29 protein-coding genes and 1 riboswitch are annotated in these 25,541 nt (G+C 35.0%); of the genes, 10 read left to right on the top strand and 19 right to left on the bottom strand.

The genetic code is table 11. The features are described 5' to 3' along the window. Positions 1-355 precede the first annotated feature (355 nt). A riboswitch (TPP riboswitch) is annotated at positions 356-452 on the bottom strand. Between the two features lie 165 nt (positions 453-617). Further along, entirely contained in the window at positions 618-1,667 is a 1,050-nt protein-coding gene (locus JNUCC74_RS01125) for an NAD(P)/FAD-dependent oxidoreductase (protein ID WP_454067803.1), read from the bottom strand. Positions 1,668-2,395: 728 nt separating this feature from the next. On the opposite strand from JNUCC74_RS01125, the gene JNUCC74_RS01120 reads away from it, so the two are divergent. From JNUCC74_RS01120 to JNUCC74_RS01090, 7 genes are all read left to right on the top strand, one after another. Then, the gene (locus JNUCC74_RS01120; RefSeq protein ID WP_077319029.1) at positions 2,396-3,226 is read left to right on the top strand and encodes an ABC transporter ATP-binding protein; all 831 of its coding nucleotides are present in this window, start codon (positions 2,396-2,398) and stop codon (positions 3,224-3,226) included. Then, positions 3,198-4,115 carry an iron-hydroxamate ABC transporter substrate-binding protein gene (locus tag JNUCC74_RS01115; RefSeq protein WP_454066589.1) on the top strand — a complete coding sequence of 306 codons (918 nt, stop codon included), beginning with the start codon at positions 3,198-3,200 and terminating at the stop codon, positions 4,113-4,115. Before JNUCC74_RS01120 ends, JNUCC74_RS01115 begins: the two co-directional genes overlap by 29 nt. 3 nt (positions 4,116-4,118) lie before the next feature. Then, on the top strand, positions 4,119-5,135 hold the full coding sequence (locus JNUCC74_RS01110) for a FecCD family ABC transporter permease (RefSeq protein WP_454066588.1): 1,017 nt from the start codon (positions 4,119-4,121) through the stop codon (positions 5,133-5,135). Further along, the gene (locus JNUCC74_RS01105) at positions 5,132-6,142 is read left to right on the top strand and encodes a FecCD family ABC transporter permease (RefSeq protein ID WP_454066587.1); all 1,011 of its coding nucleotides are present in this window, start codon (positions 5,132-5,134) and stop codon (positions 6,140-6,142) included. The genes JNUCC74_RS01110 and JNUCC74_RS01105 overlap by 4 nt, the downstream gene beginning before the upstream one ends. Before the next feature lie 545 nt (positions 6,143-6,687). Beyond that, complete coding sequence (locus JNUCC74_RS01100; protein ID WP_454066586.1) at positions 6,688-7,017, top strand: hypothetical protein; 330 nt, start codon at positions 6,688-6,690, stop codon at positions 7,015-7,017. 51 nt (positions 7,018-7,068) lie between these two features. Then, complete coding sequence (locus JNUCC74_RS01095) at positions 7,069-7,506, top strand: hypothetical protein (protein WP_454066585.1); 438 nt, start codon at positions 7,069-7,071, stop codon at positions 7,504-7,506. 314 nt (positions 7,507-7,820) lie between these two features. Then, positions 7,821-8,741, top strand: coding sequence for a putative glycoside hydrolase (locus JNUCC74_RS01090; RefSeq protein WP_454066584.1), 921 nt, complete (start codon positions 7,821-7,823; stop codon positions 8,739-8,741). A gap of 636 nt (positions 8,742-9,377) precedes the next feature. Here JNUCC74_RS01090 and JNUCC74_RS01085 read toward each other — a convergent pair. The 7 genes from JNUCC74_RS01085 to JNUCC74_RS01055 all read right to left on the bottom strand — a co-directional run bounded on the left by JNUCC74_RS01085 (position 9,378) and on the right by JNUCC74_RS01055 (position 17,026). Further along, on the bottom strand, positions 9,378-9,506 hold the full coding sequence (locus JNUCC74_RS01085; RefSeq protein ID WP_454066583.1) for a hypothetical protein: 129 nt from the start codon (positions 9,504-9,506) through the stop codon (positions 9,378-9,380). A gap of 448 nt (positions 9,507-9,954) precedes the next feature. Next, positions 9,955-10,671 (bottom strand): class I SAM-dependent methyltransferase, encoded by a 717-nt coding sequence (locus tag JNUCC74_RS01080; RefSeq protein WP_454066582.1) that lies wholly within the window; start codon positions 10,669-10,671, stop codon positions 9,955-9,957. Between the two features lie 1,519 nt (positions 10,672-12,190). Continuing rightward, entirely contained in the window at positions 12,191-13,411 is a 1,221-nt protein-coding gene (locus JNUCC74_RS01075; RefSeq protein WP_454066581.1) for an IS256 family transposase, read from the bottom strand. A gap of 182 nt (positions 13,412-13,593) precedes the next feature. After that, complete coding sequence (locus JNUCC74_RS01070) at positions 13,594-13,845, bottom strand: hypothetical protein (protein ID WP_454066580.1); 252 nt, start codon at positions 13,843-13,845, stop codon at positions 13,594-13,596. Continuing rightward, positions 13,846-15,720 (bottom strand): TNT domain-containing protein, encoded by a 1,875-nt coding sequence (locus tag JNUCC74_RS01065; protein ID WP_454066579.1) that lies wholly within the window; start codon positions 15,718-15,720, stop codon positions 13,846-13,848. A 536-nt stretch (positions 15,721-16,256) separates the two neighbouring features. Next, on the bottom strand, positions 16,257-16,454 hold the full coding sequence (locus JNUCC74_RS01060; protein ID WP_454066578.1) for a hypothetical protein: 198 nt from the start codon (positions 16,452-16,454) through the stop codon (positions 16,257-16,259). An 8-nt stretch (positions 16,455-16,462) separates the two neighbouring features. Next, positions 16,463-17,026 (bottom strand): hypothetical protein, encoded by a 564-nt coding sequence (locus JNUCC74_RS01055; protein WP_454066577.1) that lies wholly within the window; start codon positions 17,024-17,026, stop codon positions 16,463-16,465. A gap of 520 nt (positions 17,027-17,546) precedes the next feature. Between JNUCC74_RS01055 and JNUCC74_RS01050 the strand changes: the two genes are divergently transcribed. Beyond that, positions 17,547-18,386 carry a TIR domain-containing protein gene (locus JNUCC74_RS01050; RefSeq protein WP_454066576.1) on the top strand — a complete coding sequence of 280 codons (840 nt, stop codon included), beginning with the start codon at positions 17,547-17,549 and terminating at the stop codon, positions 18,384-18,386. On the opposite strand, the gene JNUCC74_RS01045 is transcribed toward JNUCC74_RS01050, so the two are convergent. The 11 genes from JNUCC74_RS01045 to JNUCC74_RS00995 form a co-directional block, all read right to left on the bottom strand. Then, on the bottom strand, positions 18,379-18,612 hold the full coding sequence (locus JNUCC74_RS01045) for a hypothetical protein (protein ID WP_454066575.1): 234 nt from the start codon (positions 18,610-18,612) through the stop codon (positions 18,379-18,381). The genes JNUCC74_RS01050 and JNUCC74_RS01045 overlap by 8 nt on opposite strands. 67 nt (positions 18,613-18,679) lie before the next feature. Continuing rightward, positions 18,680-19,573, bottom strand: a complete 894-nt coding sequence (locus tag JNUCC74_RS01040) for an N-acetylmuramoyl-L-alanine amidase (protein ID WP_454066574.1) — start codon at positions 19,571-19,573, stop codon at positions 18,680-18,682. Positions 19,574-19,632: 59 nt separating this feature from the next. Further along, positions 19,633-19,902, bottom strand: a complete 270-nt coding sequence (locus JNUCC74_RS01035) for a phage holin (RefSeq protein WP_454066573.1) — start codon at positions 19,900-19,902, stop codon at positions 19,633-19,635. 60 nt (positions 19,903-19,962) lie between these two features. Next, positions 19,963-20,235: a hypothetical protein gene (locus JNUCC74_RS01030; protein ID WP_077319019.1), complete on the bottom strand. Its 273-nt coding sequence runs from the start codon at positions 20,233-20,235 to the stop codon at positions 19,963-19,965. Positions 20,236-20,366: 131 nt separating this feature from the next. Further along, complete coding sequence (locus tag JNUCC74_RS01025) at positions 20,367-20,522, bottom strand: XkdX family protein (protein WP_454066572.1); 156 nt, start codon at positions 20,520-20,522, stop codon at positions 20,367-20,369. Beyond that, a complete protein-coding gene (locus tag JNUCC74_RS01020; protein WP_454066571.1) occupies positions 20,519-20,971 on the bottom strand; it encodes a hypothetical protein in 453 nt (150 codons plus the stop codon). The genes JNUCC74_RS01025 and JNUCC74_RS01020 overlap by 4 nt, the downstream gene beginning before the upstream one ends. 17 nt (positions 20,972-20,988) lie before the next feature. Beyond that, a complete protein-coding gene (locus JNUCC74_RS01015) occupies positions 20,989-22,431 on the bottom strand; it encodes a pyocin knob domain-containing protein (RefSeq protein ID WP_454066570.1) in 1,443 nt (480 codons plus the stop codon). Between the two features lies 1 nt (position 22,432). Further along, a complete protein-coding gene (locus tag JNUCC74_RS01010) occupies positions 22,433-22,612 on the bottom strand; it encodes a hypothetical protein (RefSeq protein ID WP_454066569.1) in 180 nt (59 codons plus the stop codon). Between the two features lie 95 nt (positions 22,613-22,707). Then, positions 22,708-23,115: a putative phage tail protein gene (locus JNUCC74_RS01005; protein WP_454066568.1), complete on the bottom strand. Its 408-nt coding sequence runs from the start codon at positions 23,113-23,115 to the stop codon at positions 22,708-22,710. Further along, positions 23,099-23,287 (bottom strand): hypothetical protein, encoded by a 189-nt coding sequence (locus tag JNUCC74_RS01000; protein WP_454066567.1) that lies wholly within the window; start codon positions 23,285-23,287, stop codon positions 23,099-23,101. The genes JNUCC74_RS01005 and JNUCC74_RS01000 overlap by 17 nt, the downstream gene beginning before the upstream one ends. Continuing rightward, positions 23,284-24,360 carry a baseplate J/gp47 family protein gene (locus tag JNUCC74_RS00995; protein ID WP_454066566.1) on the bottom strand — a complete coding sequence of 359 codons (1,077 nt, stop codon included), beginning with the start codon at positions 24,358-24,360 and terminating at the stop codon, positions 23,284-23,286. Before JNUCC74_RS00995 ends, JNUCC74_RS01000 begins: the two co-directional genes overlap by 4 nt. 358 nt (positions 24,361-24,718) lie before the next feature. Here JNUCC74_RS00995 and JNUCC74_RS00990 point away from each other — a divergent pair, with 358 nt between their 5' ends. Both JNUCC74_RS00990 and JNUCC74_RS00985 read left to right on the top strand, forming a co-directional pair. Further along, the gene (locus JNUCC74_RS00990) at positions 24,719-25,060 is read left to right on the top strand and encodes a hypothetical protein (protein ID WP_454066565.1); all 342 of its coding nucleotides are present in this window, start codon (positions 24,719-24,721) and stop codon (positions 25,058-25,060) included. 50 nt (positions 25,061-25,110) lie between these two features. After that, a complete protein-coding gene (locus JNUCC74_RS00985; RefSeq protein WP_454066564.1) occupies positions 25,111-25,533 on the top strand; it encodes a hypothetical protein in 423 nt (140 codons plus the stop codon). Positions 25,534-25,541: the final 8 nt, after the last annotated feature.

The following is a 25,541-nucleotide window of genomic DNA, read 5'->3' as shown; positions in this document are numbered from 1 at the left end:
TTGAAAAACCGCTATGCGCCGCTACATAGCTTTCCTTGTCCTGTTTCCCCAAACAATTCAGGGGTCTAGAAGCCATTTTTCTCAACATTATACAACATCATAAGCAGATTTTTGAAATGAAAAAATTACGGTTTCTTACATCTGGGGTAAAAAACATGCCTCTAAAACAAAGTATGCCGACGTTTGGCGGCAAGCCCGCTTTTAGTCGGCCTCCCTTGAGATTCCTTATAAGCAGAAAAAAGCGCTTAATCTAGACGGCGGCAACTACTTTTAAAAAGTTGTTTATCCACAGTTGTAGAATTTTATAATTTTCATACAAAAAAAGATCACTAAGGTAGTGATCTCATTACAGGTGTATCAATAGTAGTCACTTCCCTACGTCAGCTTTAACTGCATCAGGTTCAAAGGGTCAGAGTTTCCTCTTCTCAGCTATAGCTCCCCTAGTGTTCTATATATTATTGTTAAAGTTTAGTATTATATCGTGAGAAACAAGCAAGAATCTAAGGTTATGTGTATCATTTACCTCCATAGAATTTAGTTCGTAACTTGTTCGTTCATGGCTTAACATTACAAGGATTATAAAAAAACTTGGCAATCTCCAAGTTTTTTACATTACTTTATTCTTTTAATAAATCTTCAACAATCCTTTCATTTCTCTTATAAAGCTTTTCATTGTGCGAGGATACCATTGCAGTTTTGGTTGCTTCAGGTTCAAAGTAAAGCTTGGCTTGATTAACTGCATTTGCTGCGTCCTGAAAAGCACCAGCAATTAGATGCAGTTTTCCATCATGGTGTAAAATATCTCCAGCAGCGAATAAACCAGGAACAGAGCTTTCACTGCTGCTTGATCCAGTTATGAAATAGTTATCCGTAATTTGAATATCGAGTGGGCTGTTTTCTAGTAATGATGTGTCCCGCTCATAGCCATGGTTTACAATTACCTCATCAATTTGTAAATGCTGGACAACACCAGACTCTCGGTTTCTGAGTTCAACTGTCTCAATACGGTCACCAGCACGATTAGCTTCTAATTTCGTTATTTCTGTTTGTGTAAAACAAACGACAGAATTATTTTTGAGATATGTAATTTGAGATTCATGACAGGAAAAATCACTACGGCAAGCAATATATACTTCTTTTGCAATGCCTGATAATTCCTTTGCCCAATCGGTTGCAGCGTTACCACCACCAGAAATAAGCACGCGTTTATTTTTAAAGTCTTTCAGATACTTAACAGCGTAATGTAAATTGGTATCTTCAAAATCTCTTGCGTTATGAAGTGGTAACCGTTTAGGATTTAAAATACCGCCGCCAACAGCAACGATTATTGTCTTGGAATAGTGACTATTTCCTGATGCTGCTTCTATAATAAATATACCTTCCTCATTTTTATCTATAGAGATAACTTCCTCATTCAGTACCACTTCAGGATCAAATGTGAGTCCTTGTTGTGTTAAATTTTCTACTAATTGTTGTCCAGGAATAGGAGGCAGTCCTCCGATATCCCACACAATTTTTTCAGGATAAACATGAACTTTACCACCAAGAAAAGAATGGTACTCAATGATTTTTGTTTTCATTTCTCGAAGTCCACTGTAAAATGCGGAAAATAAACCAGCGGGACCTCCTCCAATAATCGTGACATCATAAAGATCTGAATCAGGAATATGTACCATGCAAATGCTCCTCGCAAGTGAAAATGATTATCAGTTGCATTTATCGTACATTATTTTAAGAAATGATTCAACCTTTTATACTAAATATTTTGCCTAAAAGTGAAAAATATCAAACTATTGTTATGAACTTCTAAAGTATTTTTTACTTTAATTTATGTCGTATTCTCACTAGAAAGTAATTGACAATCATGGGAAAAGAATATATCATTTGTTAATGATAATCATTATCAATTATTGATATATAAATTTAATATAAGGTGAACCTTTATTCAATACGGATTTGCATTATTCACTACTTATAAGAAGTAGAACAAAGGCTATAATCTCGTGCGTTCTTGAAAAAACCGTGCACCGACAATTGCTTTTCTTGTCCTTGAAAAACTGCGGTGTATCGCTGGGGAAGCTTCTGTTCTTGAAAAATCGCGATGCTTATTCAAGAAGCTTTCCTTATCCTTGAAAAGAAAAACATTTTTCTGCGTGCGATGTCTATTAGCAGTATCTCTAGTCCTGTTGTTCCAAACGAATCGGGCATTTAGTGCCGTTATCTCATACTTAGACTTTACTTTTCGTATTCTCTATAAATTCTTGCAGTAAGAGCCTGACGGCACCTTAGATACGGGATAAGTTTTGCAAAAACTGTAGCCGATTATCAACCGTTGCATTATTCAATGGTCATTATCAAATTTAGTTGGTGAAAAATAAGCAGAGGTGAGTATATGATGTCTCGTTTAGCGACGAACGACTTAAGCGTTGGTTATGGTAAAGAACCGATTATCGATAATTTATCCGTTGAAATTCCCGATAAACAAATTACTTCTATTATTGGTAGTAATGGTTGTGGAAAATCTACTTTGTTAAAAGCAATTACAAGGATTATTCCATACGAGGGGGGAACGGCACTTTTAGACGGTTCCCAAATTGCAACCATGAAGACAAAAGACGTCGCAAAGAAAATGGCAATTCTCCCGCAAACACCGGATAGTGCAAGTGGGTTAACGGTTGGGGAATTAGTATCTTATGGTCGTTTCCCACATCAAAACGGATTTGGCAGATTAAAACAGCAAGATATAGAAGCTATTCATTGGGCAATGGAAGTAACTGCTATTTTACCGTTTAAACATCGAACGGTTGATGCGTTATCTGGAGGACAAAGACAACGTGTATGGATTGCAATGGCTCTAGCACAAGAGACCGATATTATTTTACTCGATGAACCAACAACATATCTTGATATGGCACATCAACTGGATGTTTTACAATTATTGGAACGACTGAATAAAGAAGAAGGTCGTACGATCGTCATGGTACTGCATGATATTAATCAGGCTGCTCGTTTTAGTGACTTTTTAATCGCCATGCGTGCAGGTCAAATTATTCAATCCGGCAGTCCACAGGAAGTATTTACAAAGGAAATGTTGCGACATGTGTATGAAATTGATGGCGAGATTGGAAAAGACCCACGTACAGGAAAGCCGATGTGTATGACCTATGATCTTGTAAAACAAAAGGAGAAAAACAATCATGAAAAGACTATTCATACTGCTATTTAGTATCATTCTTTTACTTAGTGCTTGTAATACGAACGAAGAAAAGAACAAAGATGTTGAATCAAGTAAAACGGAAAAAGATACGATCACATATGAATCTGAGAACGATCCTATCAAAGTTCCGGCCCATCCAAAGCGTGTTGTCGTACTAAGTCAATTTACTGGTGATTTATTGAAACTTGGAGTCAATGTGGTTGGAGTTGATTCATGGGCAAAAGATAATCCCCGTTTTAAAGAATTAAAAGATGTTGAAACCGTTTCAGAAGATAATTTAGAAAAAATAATCGAATTAAAACCGGATTTAATCATTGGTTTATCTACCACAAAAAACTTGGATAAACTAAAAGAAATTGCTCCGACCGTCACCTATACTTATGGAAAAGTAGATTATTTAACACAACATATTGAAATTGGAAAGCTAGTGAATAAAGAAAAAGAAGCACGCGAGTGGGTAGAAAACTTTAAGAAAGAAACTGCTGAAGTAGGTAAACAAATCAAAGATAAAATCGGCAAAGATGCAACCGTATCGGTAATCGAAAAATTTGATAAACAATGGTATGTATTTGGTAATAACTGGGGTAGAGGTACAGAAATTTTATATCAAGCAATGGGGCTGAAAATGCCGGAGTCTGTGAAGAAACACGCCTTAAAAGACGGATATTATGCACTGTCGGAAGAAGTAATTCCAAAATTTGCTGGTGATTATTTAATTATTAGTGATCAATCCGGTGCGAAAGATACATCATACTTAAAATCAGACATTTTCCAAAGTATCCCGGCTGTAAAAAAAGGAAATGTATTCGTCATTGATGGGAAAAAATTTTATTTCAATGATGCATCCACACTTGAATTTCAACTCGAGTCCTTTAAAGAAAAATTTTTAGGGGAATAAAAAGTGAAGCAAGTAGAAAAAGAAATCCATGATTCAGCTTTCCCAATCAAATTAATAATAGCCATCACTTTATGCTTATTCACCTTCATTATTGCAATAAAAGTAGGAGCAAAAGAGACCAGCTTTTCCGATGTCTTTCATGCACTCATCCAACAAGATAATGGAGATGGTTATTCTATTATCCGAAATATTCGCTTGCCGCGAGAAGTTGCAGTGATGTTTGTTGGTGCTGCACTAGCTGTATCAGGTGCGATTATGCAAGGGATGACACGAAATCCATTAGCAGATCCAGGTTTACTTGGTTTAACATCCGGCGCAAATGCTGCATTAGCATTTGCGCTCGCACTTTTACCAAAAGTAGATACATTTGGTATTATGATCGCATGTTTTATTGGTGCTGCCATGGGGGCCGGGCTTGTCTTTGGTATCGGATCGATAAAAAAAGGTGGATTTACCCCTGTAAAGTTAGTCTTAGCAGGTGCGGCAATCTCTATCTTTCTTCAAGCCGTTGCCGATGGTATTGGGTTATATTTCAAACTTTCGAAAAACATTTCCCTTTGGACTGCTGGTGGTGCAATTGGAACTACTTGGCACCAATTATATATTATTGTTCCGTTTATTATTTTAGGGTTGGTAATTGCCTTATTCCTTTCTCGACAGGTTACCATTTTAAGCTTAAATGAAGAGGTTGCCATTGGCTTAGGGCAAGATACGAAACGGATTCGCTGGTTATTATTTATCGTTATTATCATTTTAGCAGGTGCTGCAGTGGCCTTAGTTGGCAATCTGGCGTTTATCGGATTAATGATTCCACACATCGTACGAGCAATAGTCGGTGTAGATTATCGTCAAATTATTCCGATGTCCATTTTTACAGGCGCCATCTTTATGTTACTTGCAGACTTGGTTGGTCGAACGATTCACGCACCAATGGAAACGCCAGTTGTTTCCATTGTAGCTGTTCTTGGGCTTCCATTCTTTCTATTCGTTGTTCGAAAAGGAGGAAGAGCATTACAATGATCTCATCACATCTGATACGAAAACAACGTATTATTATACTCATTTTAGTAGTGCTCATTTTCATCACTTCCGTTATAGCAATCGGTGTTGGCCCGTCATCCGTGTCTATTGATCGCTTCATTCCGACTATCTTGGGTGATGGAACATTCAAAGAAGATTTTGTCTTTTTCTCAATTCGCTTACCACGGCTTATTATTGTTGTATTAGCTGGGATGGCGTTGGCACTTTCTGGAGCCATTCTACAAGGATTAACACGAAACGACTTGGCCGATCCAGGAATCATTGGCATCAACTCCGGAGCAGGGGTAGCCATTGCAGTATTCTTTTTATTCATGCCAATAGAGATTGGAAATTTTGTTTATATGATACCAATCGTTGCTTTTATAGGAGCAATGACCACTGTAATATTAATCTACTTATTTTCTTATCAAAGGAAAACGGGAGTAAAGCCTGTACATCTTATCCTTGTTGGAGTCGGATTTTCGATGGCATTTTCTGGTTTAATGGTCGTACTCATGTCCGGTGCTAAACGAGAAAAAGTGGACTTTATTGCGAACTGGCTGGCAGGAAATATATGGGGGACGGACTGGCCGTTCATACTGGCACTACTTCCATGGATTCTAATTTTATTTCCATATACATACATGAAGTCGCATCAATTAAATATTATTGGTATGAGTGAACCAGTTGGAATCGGCCTTGGAATGCAAGTTCAAAAAGAAAGAATTATCTTATTAATTGTAGCAGCAGCATTAGCAGCGGCCACTGTTTCCGTTACAGGTGGCATTGCATTTATTGGTTTGATGGCACCACATATCGCAAGAGGGCTTGTGGGTCCAAGACACCAGTTATTCTTGCCTATCGCTGTTTTAATTGGCGGTTGGTTGTTATTAATAGCAGATACGATTGGCAAAAATATCTTACCGCCTGATGGAATTCCAACAGGCATTGTTGTGGCCATTATTGGTGCACCATATTTCATTTATCTATTACTACGAAGCAAGTGACAAGGCGAGTGGGCAGAGACTTACTCGTCTACTTGTGTGACTTGAATTTTATTGAGGTATATATCCTTTGATGGGAGTAGTACGATCTATGTGAAAAATTCAGAAGCAATGAATCTGAAAATAAACACGTTAAAAATTAATTTCGTACTCCATATTTTAATACGTGTTGTAACTGCTAGAATGATACTAGTCAGTTTTTGCTAAATAAAAATAAACAGTTTTAATAGTATGGAATAAAAAAAATGAGTTTCCAATGTTAATCCACTTTTTATCTTTGGTTTTAGCCACCCTCTTTTTAATTGCTTCTGTTTGCACAAGCTCCTGTTTATAGCTTTTCAGCTTTAAGTGGTTGAACAAAATATAAAAAACGTTGTTTAACAGATTACTATAAATCGAATAAAGATCAAAATATTGGTAATTTAAGATTTTAACATGGAATGAAATTGCGATACAATGTAAATCAGTTAACACCTTGCGATAAAATTGCGTAATAGAATTAAATTATTATCGCTATAGCAACGTAGTTGGTTGGAGGTGAATATGAATTGACTGGAAGACAAAAACAAATAGTGATATTTTATTTTTTCATCGTTATTTGTCTTTTTATGGCTACCATATTAGGTTTATACGGTCAAGGATTGGCATATTTTTTAAATGAAGAAGTGTACTCAGCTATTCATCCTATATATTATTTAACAGTTAGCACCATAATTAGTATTGGTATGTTTTTAGTTTCCTTGCTATTAGTCTACATTGCAGCTAAAAAGAAAATACTAAGTAAAAACATTTCTTCCAGATATACGTTTGTTATTTTTATAATTGGTTCTTTTACTTCATGTTGGTCTATATTTGTCTTAGCTACGTGGTGGGGATAAACGAACCATGCAACCTTTCTTTTTATAAAAGAAGTTATTACACAGTAAAACATGAATATATTAAAATTTTATAATCAACTAGATCCCCAGGTATTGGCTGGAGGATATTACAAAACAGAAATTCAAATAAAAAGAAGAAGCCAATTGAATTTTGAATATGTTAAGTTTGAAGTACTTCTACCTGAAGATTACATATTTCTATTACGTAATGAACTAAACAAATATAGACTTATTACTGTTAGAGACTATGATCATGTTGTTTCTTACGGTGAAACAAAAGGATATTGGCAGCCCTTGGAAGCATCTAACCCCTTTCAAGGTAAAAAAGAAAATATATCCTATGGTTCAAAATGCAAAGTGGAATTTAGAGCTTCATATAAAAAAGTGGAAGAAGTAAAAGCAATTATAAGAAGTACCCATTCTTATATACATCACAAAAAATGTGTTTTTATAAAGGGTTTACATATGGTTAACATTGGGATGGTCTAATAGCTTTACAATTCGATTGCGCATGAATACAACCTTAATTGAAACCCTGTTTAATTTTTATAAAATTCCGTTATTAAAAGCAATGCGTTTTGTCTCAAAACGGACATTTATTTTTTTCTGAATAATTGTCTTGTTATCGTACTTTCATTGTTAGGTTTTCGAAGCAAATGATCGATATGCAGAGGTGAGTAAACTTAGTCTTTACATGGATTCCTATTGGATACGCGGAATTCATAGAATAGGTAAATCATCAACATTGAATGTTAACAGAAAAACAAATAATTTAGCAAATAAATATAGAAAAGAAGGTTTGTATGAATCGAAAATTTTTAATAATTATCGCGATAATGTTGGCTATACCTTTAATCACATTATCCTTTAAACTTGTGAAGTCAGTAGCGATGATTGAACAAGACGAGATAATGGAAGAACATCAAGAGCAAACTGATAAGCAAATTTCTAAACAAAAAACCATCCAACAAATATTAGAAGATGTAGAAGAATTTAAATATTATCTAGATAAAGGGAATGAGTCAATAGCTAAGAAAATGAAGCAAATGAATTTAGTTATCGTTGAACCGATTGAAATGCAGCAATCGTATATAAATTCTGCCCAAAAAAGCGGAACTTTGGTTTATGGATACATTAATGCTATGGAAGGTGATAAACGGAATAAGGAACTTTATAACCAGTTAACTGAAGACGATTTTTATAAGGACGAAAACGGCGATAGAATGTACTTTGAAAAGTGGGATTCTTACATGATGGATATGACTTCCATCCATTATCAAGATGTATTATTACAAGAGATTAAGAAACAAGTAGTTGATAGGGAATTAGATGGCGTATTCTTAGATACTGTCGGAAATATTGATTCATTTTTACCTTCTGTTGAACAAAAAGAACAAAATAAGGCATTACTAGATTTTATAAAAAAAGCAAAAGAACAATTTAATAACTTATCAATTGCCCAGAACTGGGGATTTAATACATTAATAAATTACACTGCCCCTTATATAGATTTCATTATGTGGGAAGACTTTTCATACAGTGTAGTAGGAGAAGATGAATGGGCATTAAATAAAATGGAACAATTAAAACAAGTAAGAGAAGAATACGGAACACAGGTTATGGCTGTCGGATTTTCTGAGCCTGATAAGAGTAAGGAATTAGCTCTAAAACATCGATTTAAATTTGTTTATAATGCTGCAGGATCTTATTATAATAAATGGTAAAAATTGAACAGTTGCAAGTACATGCTGTAATCGACTGAAAGCATAACGTAAAAATGTTCTTTTAATTAACGCATCTGATGCTCTTTTCCGTCCTCGTTGGTGAAGTAGTCTGGTGCTGGACAACCTTCACTTACTTTTTATCCTCACTCGGTAATTATTTCGTAAATAGTAGGTGAAACGTGGAATATGAACTATTATTAATACCAATTTTATGGCATATCCTTTTTGGATCCATTTATTTTATCGGCTACTTCTATTTTTTCAACAAGTGAGAAATCTTCTTTTTTATAAGATCTAGTAAAATGGCAATTTCAAGATCCTTTCATCCAATATTATTTCAATTTGTCATTTTCATTCGGAAGTTGCCTGAAATCGAGGTCTGGGACAGTTGTTACATCAACATCACATATTTGCGGTCTTTGTACTCTTGATCCCACCACAACAACAGATGTCTTCCCTGTTTCCATTGCTTCTTTTATAACCTGTATTTTAAGTTCTTTTGAATGTTTTGTTAGCTTCCCTAGCACATTAAGTAGTATAGTACTTTTCACTCTTAGTGTTCAAGTTCATTTAGGGGCTTATAGGATACCTCTTTTAAAAGTACAGTTGTATTGAGAGTGCTTAAAGAATAACTTACTATGATTTCTTACTATCTCTTCCTACAACTAATCCCACTATATCCCCAAAAATAGCACCTATACTTGATAGAGTAATTCCAAACACTATAGCTAATGAAGTACCGAACGTAATAGATTTAAGATTCATCTGCCTCACCCTCCCTTCTGGTTGTAATATAAACCGAGAACAACAAGATAAGTCCCGTTTTTTTCAAAAAGTCTAATAATTAAACTTTAAGTATTTTTAGACTATTATTTTCTCTATAAGCTATTTAGATAAGAGGTAATATTAGTTAACCAATACTAATATTTATTTAACTTGTATAATCGTAAACTGTATCATGTATCTCAACTTTAATAGTATCTTATTAAATTATAAAACCAACAATCTATCTTGTCCTAAATAATATCATAAAAATTCAGAAGGTGTTTTCCGAAAAAATGTAATTTCTATTCGAGGATTTCAATAAAAAAGTAGCGCTACTAACTAGTTTGTTCGTATAATTTATGCCTTTCTCTAAATAGTTTTAGAAAATGATTTTATCGTTCCTACCTATTAGGTATAGGCTAAGGAATAAGAAAACTTTTTAAGAAACTTATTTTACGCTATGAAAAATAAAAGATTTGGTTTCCTCAGTTGCTTGTTTAAACTCCCAATCTCCATAAACTTGGATTTGTGAAAAACCTACTTGTTGCAATGATTCATCGATTTCTTCTTGTGTTCGGAATTTAAGTTGCATCTTTTCACGAATTAGAACTTCACCGGTATTTGCATTTTTCACAGTTTCATAAAAAGTATAAATATCTTCAACAAATCCATCGTATTCCGTCCAAATTTCAAGTTTGTCGCCACTCATTTGATTCATAGCAATGTCGGGAGTCATATCTTTTTCCCACTGTTCCCACACTTTTGCTAATGGATTACGGATATCAAAAATAAAATGCCCTCTAGGTTTTAATGCCCTATATACATCGGAAATGTTACGTTGCCAACTTTTATCCGTAAGAAATACTTGCGCAACATTTGCTGTCATTATAACAGCATCAAACGTATTCTCCTGTAAATTTGAGCTGTCACCAACAATCCAAGTCACATCGCCTGGATACTTTTTATTTTTTCCATATTCAATCGCTTCTTTATTTGGATCAATAGCTGTAATACGATAGCCCTCTTTCGCAAAATGAGATGTCATTCTTCCTGTTCCACAACCTAAATCAGCTATTTTTTTTATATGCAACTTTTTTAATAGTGCTAAAAAGAACTCACCGTCTTTGCCCCAACCATTAACCTGATCATATACTAAAGGAATCATTTTTTTCCTACTTTCTAATTGTACTTAGACACTTTTTATTTAGTAGTGTACTTTACCAGTACTTGGACTACATATAATTTTCATATTCTCACTCGCAACTGGATTAAAGCCATTCTTTCAAAATATCAATTTATCATATCACAAATTAAATCATTTCGCTCAATTTATCAAATCAAACACAATACTAATATCCAAATTATATTTATTGCTTTAAAAATTGGTGTTATTGCGATATTTGAGTTGCTATTTTTAGAGTAATTCAAATACTAATATCTAATGTTTACTAGTATATTAGGAGAAAATAAAGACCAGTTCATATTAATAAATATATTTATAGTTTCTAAGTATATAAAATCCGTATATACCGGTTTCTTGAATATTTGTAGTTGAATAAAAAATTTTGAAAAAATGATATTACTTGATTCATTTACACAAATCTTTAGGTGATTGAATCTGATGAGTAAACTTATCGTTTGAGCCGTGTTGATATGGCGGTTGATTTCAAAAATGAGGATGTGAATATAGCACAGATTCATCGTTCTTTAAGGGCAGGACGAACGGAAGTGAGATACAGGCATGAATGAACAGACAAAATTTAAGAAAAATCAATTGAAAATTAGCGATATTAGCAAATACTTTCACGCTGAGACGATTTACATTGGCAAACGCGGCAAAACTAACAACGCTATGCATATACGACAAGAAAGCTAAGCAACTGGGTGGTAAGCATGGCGCATTTATGTCATGAAGCCAAAGAGCTTATTTATTGGGGTGCGATTTGAAGCGGAATATAAAGGCGAATACGCCCACCAATTGACAGGAAGCAATCAAGAATTGCAATTCGGATGAGGATTTGAAAAACATCATTGTTCGTACTTTAGCGGTTATTAAACTTATTTAGGATATCCAATTAAAAGATTTAAATGTTATTGTCGTTCAAAAGAAAATTGATGAATATGCTAAAACACATTCTCGAAAAACAACACATGAAGTGCTTCTTAAAATAAAAACATCGTTACGTGATGCATAAGCTCATGGCTATATTGGTAATGATTTTCCCCGTTTAGTAAAAACACGAGGGGGAAACCCGCGCCTAAACGCAACAATACTTTACCTATTACAGATTTTAAAGAAAATGGTTATACACATGTCACCCAATTTGTTGCTAAAAAGACTGCAGATACGTTCAGTGATTACATGGTCACAAACCAATTTTTATCATAAAAAAGCCCTCTTTCCAAAAGAGGAAAAAGGGCTTTGAACGTTGATATATTAACGCTTCGAGAACTGAGGTAGCGTGTAAAACAAGGGGTTTAGAGTGCTTTTGTATATTACCGGGAGTATAAACTATTTTGTGTAAATGGGAATTGCACACAATAAAATATACAGGCTTTACGTGGAGAAGCGGGCGTGATACGCTCGCTTTTTCGTTGGCGATAGCTTTGTTCTTTAAAGGTATCTCCATCGCCAATTCATCACGCCCGCAGAGGCTCCATGTCAAGCCGGAACCAAACTACAGTTATAATGCAAGTTCGGTTTCTAGACGTTCTCCAAAATGAATGGCTAGCTGTGATATACATTCTTTCCATCCTTGTACTGGCATAGTCCATTTTTTAGTAATATCCATGGTTGCCAAATATATCATTTTTCTTAATGCATCATCAGACGGGAAAGCAGATTTTGTTTTTGTGACTTTTCTAAGTTGTCTATGATACCCTTCAATAATGTTCGTCGTGTATATAATTCTTCTAATTTCCCTAGGGTAACTGAAATAGGCGGTTAATTCCAACCAGTTTTGTTCCCAGGATCGAATAATAATAGGATGCTTTTTTTCCCACTTTTCTTTGAAAGCAGTGAAGGCCAGTTCGGCTTCTTCTAAGGTTAATGCTTGATAGACTTTCTTTAAATCCTTCATTACCTCTTTTTGTTCCTTATAGGAGACATATTTCATGGAATTGCGTATCTGATGGATGACGCATAGCTGTATTTCTGTTTTAGGAAACGCAGAACTAATTGCCTCTGAAAAGCCTGAAAGCCCGTCCTTACATGCAATTAAAATATCTTCTACACCTCTATTTTTAAGATCTGTGCATACGCCCAACCAAAAACTAGCACTTTCATTTTCTCCTATCCAAATGCCGAGTATCTCTTTTTGACCATCCATATTAATTCCTAAAACACTGTATGCAGCTTTATTTACAATCCTATTTCCATCTCGTACTTTAAAGTGGATTGCGTCCAAATAAACAATTGGATAAACCCGATGAAGAGGGCGTGATTGCCACTCTTTGACGAGAGGCATAATCTTATCGGTTACTTTACTAACCATGGTCGGAGAAATATCAAGCCCATATAAATCCTGCATTTGGCTTTCGATATCTCTTGTTGACATCCCCTTTGCATAAAGTCCCAGTATTTGGTCTTCTATTCCATTGATAGTCGTTTCATACTTCTTAATAATCTTTGGTTCATAGTCACCATTTCGGTCTCTTGGAATATTCAATTCGGTATCCCCGTATTTAGATTTTACCGTTTTCTTACTATACCCATTTCGGCTATTTCCAGTGTTATTGCCAGTGGTACTATGTTTCTGATAACCCAGTTCATCCTCTAATTCAGCTTCAAATACCCGTTGAATGGTATCTTTAAATAAAAGCTTCATCATCTCTTGTACATCTTCTACAGTACGACATTCTTTTACCAAATCTTTAATGGTTTTGTCATGAAAAAAGTCTTGCATAAATGATCATCTCCTTATTGGAAAGTATATCCATTTACACAAAACTTTTTACACTCTCTATTACCCGTATATTACATGCACTTATCCACAGATTTTTAGACAACTGTGCATAATCTTTTAAACGGAAAGTGTCTTAAGTTTTTTCTATTCATAAATTGCTTTTTATCCACTTCATTTTTTTATTATCTGCTTAAATAATCCCTATATGCTTTGTCTCCTCTTAATCTCTCAATGAAGTCGTCTAATGCTTCAGACAAAGATAAATAACATTTTTCTGCTGTTACGACAGCTCTTTCATCATTCGTAAAAACCTTCCAATTGTTTTTTGCTTCTTGAATAACGACCTTGTTTGGCTTATTCAAACCATCAGAAAACATCACATAATTCTCCAATTTTTCATTTTCAATAATTTTTTTTGCTTCTTCAAGATTCATCTATTTTACCTCCAAAAGTATCTTTAAATCTTCTAATAAACTTACTGGCATAGGAAGTTCATACTGTACGCCATACCCTTTTGACCCAAATCCAGGGGCAATTTTTCCAGCTTGTGTAGTTAAATCATCCATTTTTAGGTTGTATTTTTTCATATAGCCTTCTACAGCCTTTTTTAATTCGGGAGAAGCATCATCAATATAATTACTTATCTTGTTAAAATCTCCAACAACTTTATACTGATGGTATTTTGAGGAGTCTTCGACATACGGTAGTGACCTCTGATCGTAACTATAAGGTATACCATCTTTCACAGGCGAAGTGTATCTGCCATTATTTGCTCCATATCTATCAATGATTTCCCCTACTTTCGGTATATATGCCTCTTTGATTGCATTTCCTGCTTCATCCAACACATACCCTCCATTTGGAACCTGTGACCAGTCTATGTTTCCATTTGCTGTTAATACGCTAGAGTCTTTAGGTATTTGTATATCTTTTGGCCATTTTCCAGTATTGGTAAATTCCTCAGCTAATTTACTATCGATATTATTCAAGTAGTTGTGTAATTCCTTTGGAGAACATGTTGATCTTTTTAAAACGTCATCCATATGCTTCTTAATATCACTAGCTCTCTTACTACCTTCAATCCTACCCTCAGTTACCGTATACATTTGCGGGTGAATTTCACCAAGAGGCTTTGAGCCAACTCCAATCATCGGAATTGTAGAATAGCCTGTCGAAAGTTGCTCTCGATAGAACACAGGCATTTTCACCTTAGATAGTGCTGCTTTACCTGCATTTACCTTCTCTTGAAAGTACCTTTTACTGTAAGGTTTCCCACCAGTCAGCTTTGGCGATTTTCCTCCACTTCCTAATTTGGAAACCCCTTTTACTCCCTTGACAGCCCAAGCGCTTGGAATCAAAGAAGGCAAGGCAGCACCCGTTACATACATAACTCCCTCTTGTTCTACAGTGTCGGTGAAAGACTGGGCAGCAGATTCCACTACACCTATAGGATCTTGTAAAAGTTGTATCATAGCTTGAGTGTAATTATCAACCGTTTGATCTGCTTTTTCCTTTAACCAAGCTGGTTCAATGGAATCAGGAATAGCACCTGATATTCCAACAACACCTACATCCATCGCAACCGTTACTAACCCTTCAACTAACCCAGCTATGCTATGTACCAACCCTTTTACGAGATTGTCCACACCTTTGTTTATACTATCGGCAATATCCTGTACTCCTTCAAAGAAGTTCGTATATTTTTTCTTTACATTTCCAGCTAAATCATTATAAGCGTCATCAACATTTTCAAACCGTTTTATCTTTGTGTTATACAGCTCCCACAAGTCATCCATTTTGTTTTGAAGTTTGTTTCTAGTTGTTCGAATGCTCTCCTGAATTCGCTCCATATTCCTTCTATTACTCTCACTTGCTTCCTTTTCCGTATCGGTTGGATCTTCAAACAACCTCGAAAAAGATGAAGGTGTCTGATAACTTCGGTTCAATGCCTTAAGCACGTTTCTTTCCATACCCTTGTCTATTTGCTTGAGGTTCGCCCATATATCATTTCTGTCTACCCGCATCATCTGGTTTCTGGAAATAGGAGATATGTAAGCCGTCGTGTCTTGTACATAGTTTTCAAATAATGACAACAAGTCATTAATTTGTGTTTCGTATTTTTCGATTTTACCCCTAGAAGTATCAATATTTTGATCCCATGCCTCAACACTTTTCCCCTTGTTGGTTTGAATAAATGTAGAAACCTTATCCAGGGAATCATTCATTTTTACCAGAGCATTCTTATATGTATGTAGTTCTCCTATGACATCATCCAAAACCCCATAATTGATTTGTAAGTCACGTTTCACGAACTACCCCCTTCTCCCCGTACTTTTAAATCTCCCTTGTTTTTAAGACATTTCTGTTTTTTTCTCTATTTAAATTCTAATGGTAAAATAACCCATGCGCCATGGATCTTTTTTCCTTGTTTTTACATAGGTGATTTTTACTATTTAAACTGTTTTGATCTTTTATTGAGTAAATAAAAAAGCCCCCTCCCCGTAACTCATTTCGATTATGGTTATGGGAGGTGGTTTTTGTTGTGGAAAGAATAATACCAGAATATTAGGTTGGACTTGGATCTGCTGGGATACTAGGGTACGTAATCCTAAAAAAGCAGCATATAATAAAACAACATTTGATGTGTTTAAACTAATAAAAAAGTTGTTTAAATAATGTAGCTCTCTGTTAATATAGAGAGCTTTTTCTTTTGGTAAAAAGTAACTGTGTTCCCATAGAAAAAGCCTACCCGTAAGAGTAGGCTAAATTAATTTTAAATTATTTTCTTGTTAGTATATTTATTTACCTTCGTTACCTACTTGCTTTGTAAAAAAATCCAATGAAATTACTCTTTATTTTTAAAATCAGTTTTAATGGTTATATATCCTAAAATACTCATAATGATGTAGTAAACTCCGATTATTGGAACAATACTAGATAAACTACCATCATCTCGAATATATGCAAAAATTACCCAAGATATAGAAAATACAAACGGAATTCTGATGAAAAAAGTTATAAATAAAGATTTTAATTTTTCCAAAGCTCCTCCTATAACCACCTTTTATATTTTTTATTTGCTTTAGAATTACATTTATTAACTTCCCACATTGCTGTTGCCATAATTCCCGGAATAGAACCCTTTACACCTAATTTTAATAATTTCTTTGCGCCTTTTTTAAAATTTCCATCTCTGATAGCTTCCCAAACTCCTGTAATTGCTGCTGGACCAAATGCGTTACTTAATCCTTTTCTAATACAACGTTCACTGTAATTAACCCACTTTGGATTTTCTCTTCTTAAGGATCTTATTTGAATAGATGATTGATTTAATCTATTATCATCTATAAGTACTCCCTCTTTTTCTAATTCGTCTATTAGATATATATACTCAGGAAATTTTGATAATTCTTTTTCAAGAATCCCTCTACTGTAACCGACGGGTCCCCCATCAATACCATAAACTATGCTCTTGTCAAACAAGATTTCTAATACATTAGCTAGTTCTTCTACCTCTTTCTCGTCATAAACGTTAGCTTCAGATGCATTTACAGGAATACTAAAATTTGTAATTAATAATGCAAATACAATAAAAGATAAAAATAATTTTCTCAAATCCATCCCCCTAAAAAATTTATTAATTAGTATTATATACTATTATTTTACTTTTTTCTATATTTTTGGAAAAATGGTTTTTGATTTTACATAATTTTAAGGGAAGGACTTTTTTAATAAAACTTTTTTATGAATTTCACTAATGAATTGCATTATACTAAATGTGCAAAATTTATTGAATTGTTTATGGGAAATAAAAAAATGCACCTCCTCGTAACTCATTTCGATTGTGGTTATGGGAGGTGGTTTTGTTGAGGAAAGAATAATACCAAGGGCATTTAGTTGGGTTGGATTCGTGAAGGATATGGAAAGACTGGAGCAATACTGTGATGATGGACTTACTGACACAGGAATGATTGACATTAGGGATAGGAATATGCCCATTGTTGCTGAGTGTGATGAGTTGTGTTCGAAGTTATCTGGAGAGGTTGTTGTAAGACGCTAATTATAAACTATCTATTAACTTTGGAGGATTTTGGGAAAATATGTCGTAATACTTACTAAAGAAAGGATGATAGAATTGGCTACTATTTCTTTATTAGAAGCTAAATTAAAAAGATTAAACAGAGAAATTCAACAGCTAGAACAGAGAAAGTCTAGAGCTGTAAAAGAGGAAAGTAACTCATTAAAAAAGATTAATAGAGCTAACGATGCTATTCGTAGAACTAAAAACTCTACTACTATCAGAAACAAAGAAAGAGAAATACTGAGAGAAAACGAAAAGGTGCAAAAAGCAAAAGAAAAACAATCTTCATTATCAAGTAAAATTACAAAGAAAAGCACTGAATTAAGTAAAGCTATGAGCGATCTAAATAACGCTCGGCAGAGAGAGCAAAACAAATTATTTGAAAAACAAGAAAAACAATTAGATGAATATAAGGCGAACCAAGCTCAAGCTGTTGAAAGAATCGCTCAAGACGTATCAAACATACAAGTAAATAATCAGCCTAAAGAGTATGATGTTTTCATCTCCCATTCCGCAGATGATAAAGATAGTTTTGTTGACGACCTTGCCAGTGCTTTAAAAGAAGCTAATATTAGCATATGGTATGACAATGATAGCATAGGTTGGGGTAAAAGTATTCGGCAAGAAATAGATAAAGGCCTCACCCACTCAAAATATGGAATCGTAGTTATTTCACCTACCTTTATTAAAAAATACTGGACAAATTATGAATTAAATGGAATATTGAGTAAAGAAGGAAGTTCAGGCACACAAATGATACTTCCGATATGGCACAATATTACAGCAGACGAAGTCAAAAAATATAGCCATTCTCTTTCCAACTTACTAGCATTAAACACCGCCTTTAATCCTATAGATGAAATTGTTGAAAACGTTAAAAAGATTGTTAAATAATTTTTTTGTTAATCAATAATGTTATAAGTCTGTAGTAATCATAACTCCCATATACGTTTGGTTTTACAAAAGGAAAAGGAACCTCTCCTTTTTCTTTCACTTTTTCCAGCGGCTCAACAGCCCATTCAGGGACTCTTGATAATAAAATATTTTGCATGATCATAACATTTTTTTCAAGATCTCTAACTTGTTTTTCAAGACGTTCAATCTTTTCAAGTTGATTCATTTTATACACCCTTTCAATTAAGGAAAAATACATAAGCCTATCCCAATAAAAGGAGTAGGCTTTTATATTAATACACGTCTTTTTTATGCACCCAAGACATAATGCCATCGAGTAGTAACCGATCTGATTTAACTTGTTTTATCTTATAGCTGTTACCCTTAACAAAATCTGCAATCGGCTCACCTGTCGCAAATTTGCTGGCTGATTTTTTTACGTTGACTTTTTGACCAGGCTTAAATGATTTAGGTTTACTTGGTTTACTGGATCCACTAGAACCACCTTGCAGCTTATTAAGTAACATAATATTTTGTTCGGCTGTGCCACGATAGTTTTTAATGCCATACTTTGCAGCTAAACGCTTGCGATTATTAACGCTTGAATCCATGCCATGGGCTTTAAGATAATCCACTATGCTATGGTATTTCTTGCTGGATGGTTTAGGCTTAGCCGCAGGCTTACTTGGCTTTTTACCTGAAACCATACGTTTAAAGTCAGACCAACTAATTCCGTCTTTGTTAGCGCGAATTTGCGCCGGGCAGTTCTTTCTGCTCCAATCGTGATGTTGACGTAAATCCTCTACACCTAGACCGTACTTATCGAGTAGGATACGTGCAAGTTCCGCCCCATTTTCGACTGCCTTTCGGTAATCCCCATCGGAGTTAATGCAGATTTCAATACCGATAGATTGCGTGTTGCCGGGTCCATTTCCGTCACCTGCATGCCAACACTTGATAGAATCATCGAAAGATTGTATCGCTATTTTATCGTCTACTTGCCAATGCCAACTAGCTTGACGCGGATTAACGCGTGATTGGATATTTGCGTGTGCTTGTGCGTCTGCTCCAGGAGAAGTATTCCCCGTTTGATGTATCGTTACATACCTTTTCGGATTACCTGTGCCTGATGTTCGTGTGTTAATCGCCCTTTGTGGAGCTAGTTGACGTTTGATACGTAAAGCCATTACTTAACCTCTCCCTTAAAATTTTGTATATAAAAAAGGCGCCCAAACGAGCACCTTAATCAACGATCTTTATCCTTTCTAGGCTTTTTATAATTCAAAGCCTGCTTACTGTCACTTAGCCCACTTGTAGTAGGGTCGTTAACAATACCCAAAATAACTAGAACAGTGAAAACAGCATTAATAAATTTAGTAGCTTCTGCGTTAAGTAATTCTGCTGCTACATTGTATCCAAACCAATTACCTACAATTTGTACTAACAACACAATTGCAGGAACTAAGGTCAACCAAAATGATTTCTTCTTTGCTCTTACTTTCCAATTGATTTTCATAAAAATTCCTCCCTTTAAAATTAAACATTAAAAAACGACTTGCCTGTTTGGACTAGCCGTTTAACTCTCCATATTGTCAATTCTTTTGTGAGCTTGCTTGCTACTTTCTTCTACCCTGGTAACTCGTTCTGATAAGTGCGCAATATTTTTCTCATTGGCTTTTAAATCTATTCGAATGTCGTCAACTCCTTTCCGGATATACCCAAGTTCTGAACGTACTTCCGCGGTATCTCTGCTGTCTATTTTTATTGATTTGGACTTGTTTAGTTGGTAACCTAAATAACTTACCGCAAGCCCTAAAATACCGATTACAATTCCTAGTTCAACTGTCATACTTAACCCCCTGTATTTTGACATAAAAAAAAGCACCAACTTCAGTGCTTTACTTTCAATTAACTTTTTACTAGCAATATATGCAATATATTAATAACAAAAAAATCATCAAAATTCCTCAACGGAAAGCTTCATCTGTTCTGTTTATCATCTGAATATGGTTCTCCCGAAATTTCTTTATATTGTTCCGAAGTAATTGCACTCAACTGCACAAATCTTTGCAACTGATCCTTTCGGCACCAATTCTTTTCATAACGTTCTTTTAAAGATTCAAAGATGTTATTCATCCTACTTTCGCCTCCAATGTTAGTAGTCGTAGTTCCATTTCAGTGACAAGTTGACCTTGCTCCATCGCCTGAATTTCGAGGTCTGTCGTTTTCTGACCTTGCTCCATGGATTGCAATTCCAAATCGGTTACCTTTTGACCCTGTTCCATTGATTCAAGTTCTCGTTCCGTAGTGGTTTGGCCAAGTTGCACCAGATTCACAGGTGCTTGTCTAATTCTCTCCTGCAGATCAGTTTCAGTTTGAATGGCAGCATTTTGGTCAAAGTGTTTCTGCTTTATTTCTTCGTCAGATATGCCATTTATCCACGCCCCATCTTTAAAAACGGGTTTGTACAATCCTTCAGGTAATGGTATGTCAGTAGTATTATCTGGAAGTTCTTGGGATTCATCAATCTCAGAAAAGCCAACATATTGAAGTGTCTTTTCATCATAGTGGTAAATTATTTTCAAAGCTCCTCACTCCTTTATTAATTGATAGCATAACAAGCACCGTCTAAGCTGTAACTAGGGACACTACCGTCAAAACGAATCATTACGGCGCCTGTTGTCTCAATTTGCAATCTATTAGCTGGATAGCCAGACGACCCGGTTCCAATGGATGCGCAAGGTATTGCATAGACTTGCTTTGGTCTTAAATTTGTGGGCATATAAAATATTGGTTCAAAATATAAACCATCAGTAACCGCTCCCCTAAAGTGCACCATATTACCGATTTGAATGTATTGAACTGGTCTTGTAAAGGTTTTCCATCCATTTAAAAGAGTTGGTACCGTTGTCCATTCCAGATCCGATGCAGAAGATAGCTGCCACGCTGAAAACTCTCCTGAACCATCACTTCTTCTAATATATGTTTCAGCTCGTTTACTAAATGCTGTTGCATATTGAACGCATTCAAATGTACCCTGCTGCAACACTGTGTAATAAAACCAAGTAAAATTTTTCGATGGTTGGTTTATTAAATTTCTACCTGTATAAAACCCTGTTTTAGTAATTTTATTTAAATCAGAGCCTTCTGGTATCATTAATGCTTGGCCATCATCATGTGTTACTTTGTGCATTTGTGCGTGAATATTCATATATTTCTTTGCTTCAGATAATGCTTTATCAGCTTTGGCTTGAGATCCTGACACGGTTTCTTTTGAATTCCATGTATTCCTCTCATTAGCCGTGATGTGGCGGATGGTATCAGCCACATGTGTTTTAAATTCCGATTTGGTAGCTTGCTGGACATTGTCTACATTACTTAAACCTACTTGTCCTTTTGTAACCCCATGAGGATTGCTTTTGTCACTAGTATGCTTAGATACCAGAGCGGCTAATTTCTCTAAATCGTTTGTTGTTGAAATAACTAACCATTCATTCCATTTACCATTATTTTTAGACCTAAAATATATTTTATTTGTTGGTCTTACTACAATTTGAGCAGCATGAGTATTAGTTCTTTGTAAATGAACTCCATAAGAGGTATTCCCATCAGGTGTATTTCCTGTTAATGCATATAATCCGCTTTCAGATACAGAATCAGCATTTGCCTCAACTAAGTCTGCTCCAAAGCCAAAACTTTTTGCCCAATTAATTGCATCTTGTTTCGCTTTATCTGCTTTAGCTTGAGCTCCAGAAGGAGTTTCTTGCTTAACATTATCTACATTACTTAAACCTACTTGTCCTTTTGTAACATTATGAGGATTATTTTTGTTATTTTTATGGGAATCAAATTCTTCTTTAGTTGCTTGTTTCACATTATCAACATTACCCAATCCTATCTGTGCTTTTGTAACACCATGCGGGTTATTTTTATCGGATGAATGTTTTTCTATATCCTGCCTGTTTTCGTTAATTTCCTGACCGATTTGGTTCATGTCCTCCGGCTTAACGGAATCACTATCAATATGCCAATCAGTTTTCGCCATATTATCCCTCCTCTACTTCAATTTCCTGAATCATCCTCTGGTCTGCTTGCATAGGAATATTTACATCATTGGAACTAACTACACCATCTGGACCCACCAAATCAATTTTTGTAATATGCGACACATCAGCTGCAGGAACAAGATAATGAAGCACAATAATATTTTCAGTTATTTTCTTCATGATAAAGTCTGTTATTTGATAATTTCCATTCAAAACAACTTTATCGATCTTTGAATATATAAATTTAGTAATATCATTGATTACTTTTTATTCAATCATTTAACATCAACCCCCTGACCGTAAGACGCAAAAGGTTTTTCACCGAGTTTCCACGTACCGTCAAGTTTATAATTCCAAGTAACCTCTTTTCTTACAATGCGCTCTTTTAACTGAATCTTATCATGTACAGTAGTTTGTTGCTGATATACTAAGTTTGCAGGAATAGTTGTTCTTACAGTCCGCTCCAATTCTTTGAAAAGAATTGCATTATCAACGTTCGTCTTTACACGAATAATGAACTCTATCGGCTCTAATTCAACGAGTGTTCTACCTTTACCAACTAAAAAATCTAAACGTTGCTGAAGGTAGCGGATGGTAAAAGGTGGTTTTATAAGATAACGATTTAGTATCCTCTTTCGTCGAAAACTCAAACTTTCTTTTGTTGGATCAGCTTGTATATTCAAAAATCGCTTCAAGTCGCTTTACAGACGAAACATCACTTGTAGCCACATATTGATTATCTAGCACTTTATTAAATGCAGCTTCTAGTTCCTCAAATGCCTGCTGCTCAGCATTCATCAATTCTACAAACTCCTTAATTTGATGGTAGATTTTAGGCAGTCTATAAAGTATCATACAAGCGTCACCTTTTCTAGAATTGGAATTTCTTCCTCGTTCAAAGATAGATTTTCTGTTTGACCATTTATTTTTGTATCTGCGATATCAATAACTCCAGGTACATTTAGAATCCTTGCTTCAATTTGAGATATACGGACAATCAATTTTTCTTGGCTACTCCATGATTTTCGTAATTCTAGCAAATAACTATTCACAACTGCTTCAATATCATTTTTTACTTGACCTATCGTAAATTCATTGCCCAATGTGATTTTAGTTTCAATACTTACATTAACACTAGAAACACCTTTTATTGTTACTACGTGACCTATTGGAGCCAACCCTATTCCTTTTCCTTGATTTACTTCAGGATCCATTTCCGTTTGGATTTTGTCTACAAGTGAACTGGATGGTGTATCATAATCAGCGTTAATGAAAACACATTTGACTGTCCCCCCTCCCTTCCACACAGGGAACACTTTTGTTCCACCTACACCTTCCATAGCATTTATTTTCCGCCGATAGTCAGAAATGTTTCCGCCAAAAGAAGGTTCATTAACAGCTTCAAAAAACCTCTGTCTAAGTTGATCGTCTGTTTCTTCTTCCGTCCCAGGAATAATAATGTCAGTTAAGATCGCTTTACTTAATCCGCTAATGGTGTCAACAGGAAGTAAATTCCCTTTTGGTACGTTACCAGTTATACCAGCTTCCTCGCATTCCAATAAGAAAACACCATCATCCAGCTTTTCAATTACCACATAATATCTATCATCAATAAAAAAACGACTGCCAATCGGTATATCCATCGGTACATCGTTCTCAGCATAAAATTCAGCTTTTCTTTTTGCCTTTATAGCTTGTCTGCGGTGTATACCAAATTCTGACACACGTCTATCCAAATATTCGTCTATTACCGTATCAGCAAAGGTTAGGTTAAATATGTTATCTAACCAAATATAGGCTTCCGATAATGCCGCCGCTTGTGGAGCAATGGCAGTATATATAATGCTGCCCTCTCGTTTGTCTATGTCATCAGAGATGCTATCCAGCATTTCTTCCAAAATGTTTTCATAGCTCTTATTCTCAAACACCTAAAACACCTCCTCCATTTCCAAAACACCAACATTACTTACAACCGTGAATTTAATGTGAAACTGATCGTCAATATGTTTAATTTCAAAATTATTTACTTCTGATATACGATCATCATAAATCAGCTTTTTTATCTGTCGACAAAATTGAACAAGAAGCAAACAAGTTTGCTGTTGAACTACTTTTACTAGATAAGTGTATTTATGAGTATGTAAGCACAAACATTACCATAGAAGAACTTGCTTTAACCTATGGAATACCTAAATAAATTTGCCACCTTAAAAAATTTTACACAATTACTAGGTAATTAGAATCACATACTATTTTACTAACTTTTGCGGAAAGGAGATAATTAACTTGGGTTTTATATTTGATATCTTATTTTTCTTGAGCTTTGTTTCTATTGTTGCTGGAATCATTTTACTTATAGTAAGAGCAATATTTAAAAAAAGAATGTCCTTTAAAAAACTATCCATATTACTAGCATCGTCATTAGTCGTATTTATTATTTCAGGTATTTTCATGCCGGAGTTAACACCAGAAGAAAAAGCCCAGCTTGAGGAAAGAAAGCAGGAAAAAGAACATGCTGCAGCTACCAAATTAGAAATTGAGAAAAAAGAAGAAAAAAAGGTAAATCCTACAGGTAGAAAAAATAATCTGCCGGTAAGATTACTTTCAAAGAAGTGTACGAAAGATTAAAGAAAGAACGGTTCCCGAAAATATTAAAATCAAATCAAAGTGGCTATGAAATGGCCTTTAACCGCTCGGAGTCTTTACATGACTTAAAGTTCGTAGATATTAGGAAGGCGCATTTGCAGGCACTTATCGATAACTGTGATAAATCACACGGCACAAAGAGAAAAATAAAAGTGCTGTTTAATCAGATGTATAAATTCGCTATGGAAAATGATCTAACTCATAAAGACTACGCTAGGTTTGTGGAGTTACCTAGAGATAACACGAAAAGTTCTAGGCAGCCATTTAACTTGGATGAGATTAAAAAGTTATGGGAAAACGTCGATAGATTAGATTTTATCGACACGGTCCTGATCATGATCTATACAGGTTTACGACCGGGAGAGTTAGTTGAAGTAAAGAACGAAAACATTCATCTTGATAAAAGGTACTTCCGGGGGGGGGTTTTAAAACAGAAGCTGGAACAAACCGAGTAATCCCCATT

This window comes from Cerasibacillus sp. JNUCC 74, from assembly GCF_053667775.1.
Note: the sequence above shows the minus strand (reverse complement) of the source record. Positions and strands in the feature narration are given on the sequence as shown.

Bases quoted from the DNA above. Each gene is read 5' to 3' on its own strand.
- JNUCC74_RS01010 (WP_454066569.1), bottom strand. From the start codon at position 22,612: ATGAAGAAAATAACTGAAAATATTATTGTGCTTCATTATCTTGTTCCT.
- JNUCC74_RS01075 (WP_454066581.1), bottom strand. From the start codon at position 13,411: ATGCAAGACTTTTTTCATGACAAAACCATTAAAGATTTGGTAAAAGAA.
- JNUCC74_RS01040 (WP_454066574.1), bottom strand. From the start codon at position 19,573: ATGGCTTTACGTATCAAACGTCAACTAGCTCCACAAAGGGCGATTAAC.
- JNUCC74_RS00985 (WP_454066564.1), top strand. From the start codon at position 25,111: ATGGCCTTTAACCGCTCGGAGTCTTTACATGACTTAAAGTTCGTAGAT.
- JNUCC74_RS01045 (WP_454066575.1), bottom strand. From the start codon at position 18,612: ATGAATCAACTTGAAAAGATTGAACGTCTTGAAAAACAAGTTAGAGAT.
- JNUCC74_RS01025 (WP_454066572.1), bottom strand. From the start codon at position 20,522: ATGAATAACATCTTTGAATCTTTAAAAGAACGTTATGAAAAGAATTGG.
- JNUCC74_RS01015 (WP_454066570.1), bottom strand. From the start codon at position 22,431: ATGGCGAAAACTGATTGGCATATTGATAGTGATTCCGTTAAGCCGGAG.
- JNUCC74_RS01030 (WP_077319019.1), bottom strand. From the start codon at position 20,235: ATGACAGTTGAACTAGGAATTGTAATCGGTATTTTAGGGCTTGCGGTA.
- JNUCC74_RS01115 (WP_454066589.1), top strand. From the start codon at position 3,198: ATGAAAAGACTATTCATACTGCTATTTAGTATCATTCTTTTACTTAGT.
- JNUCC74_RS01035 (WP_454066573.1), bottom strand. From the start codon at position 19,902: ATGAAAATCAATTGGAAAGTAAGAGCAAAGAAGAAATCATTTTGGTTG.
- JNUCC74_RS01080 (WP_454066582.1), bottom strand. From the start codon at position 10,671: ATGATTCCTTTAGTATATGATCAGGTTAATGGTTGGGGCAAAGACGGT.
- JNUCC74_RS01000 (WP_454066567.1), bottom strand. From the start codon at position 23,287: ATGATACTTTATAGACTGCCTAAAATCTACCATCAAATTAAGGAGTTT.
- JNUCC74_RS01085 (WP_454066583.1), bottom strand. From the start codon at position 9,506: ATGAATCTTAAATCTATTACGTTCGGTACTTCATTAGCTATAGTGTTT.
- JNUCC74_RS01105 (WP_454066587.1), top strand. From the start codon at position 5,132: ATGATCTCATCACATCTGATACGAAAACAACGTATTATTATACTCATT.
- JNUCC74_RS01095 (WP_454066585.1), top strand. From the start codon at position 7,069: ATGAATATATTAAAATTTTATAATCAACTAGATCCCCAGGTATTGGCT.
- JNUCC74_RS01070 (WP_454066580.1), bottom strand. From the start codon at position 13,845: ATGAATCTTGAAGAAGCAAAAAAAATTATTGAAAATGAAAAATTGGAG.
- JNUCC74_RS01090 (WP_454066584.1), top strand. From the start codon at position 7,821: ATGAATCGAAAATTTTTAATAATTATCGCGATAATGTTGGCTATACCT.
- JNUCC74_RS01120 (WP_077319029.1), top strand. From the start codon at position 2,396: ATGTCTCGTTTAGCGACGAACGACTTAAGCGTTGGTTATGGTAAAGAA.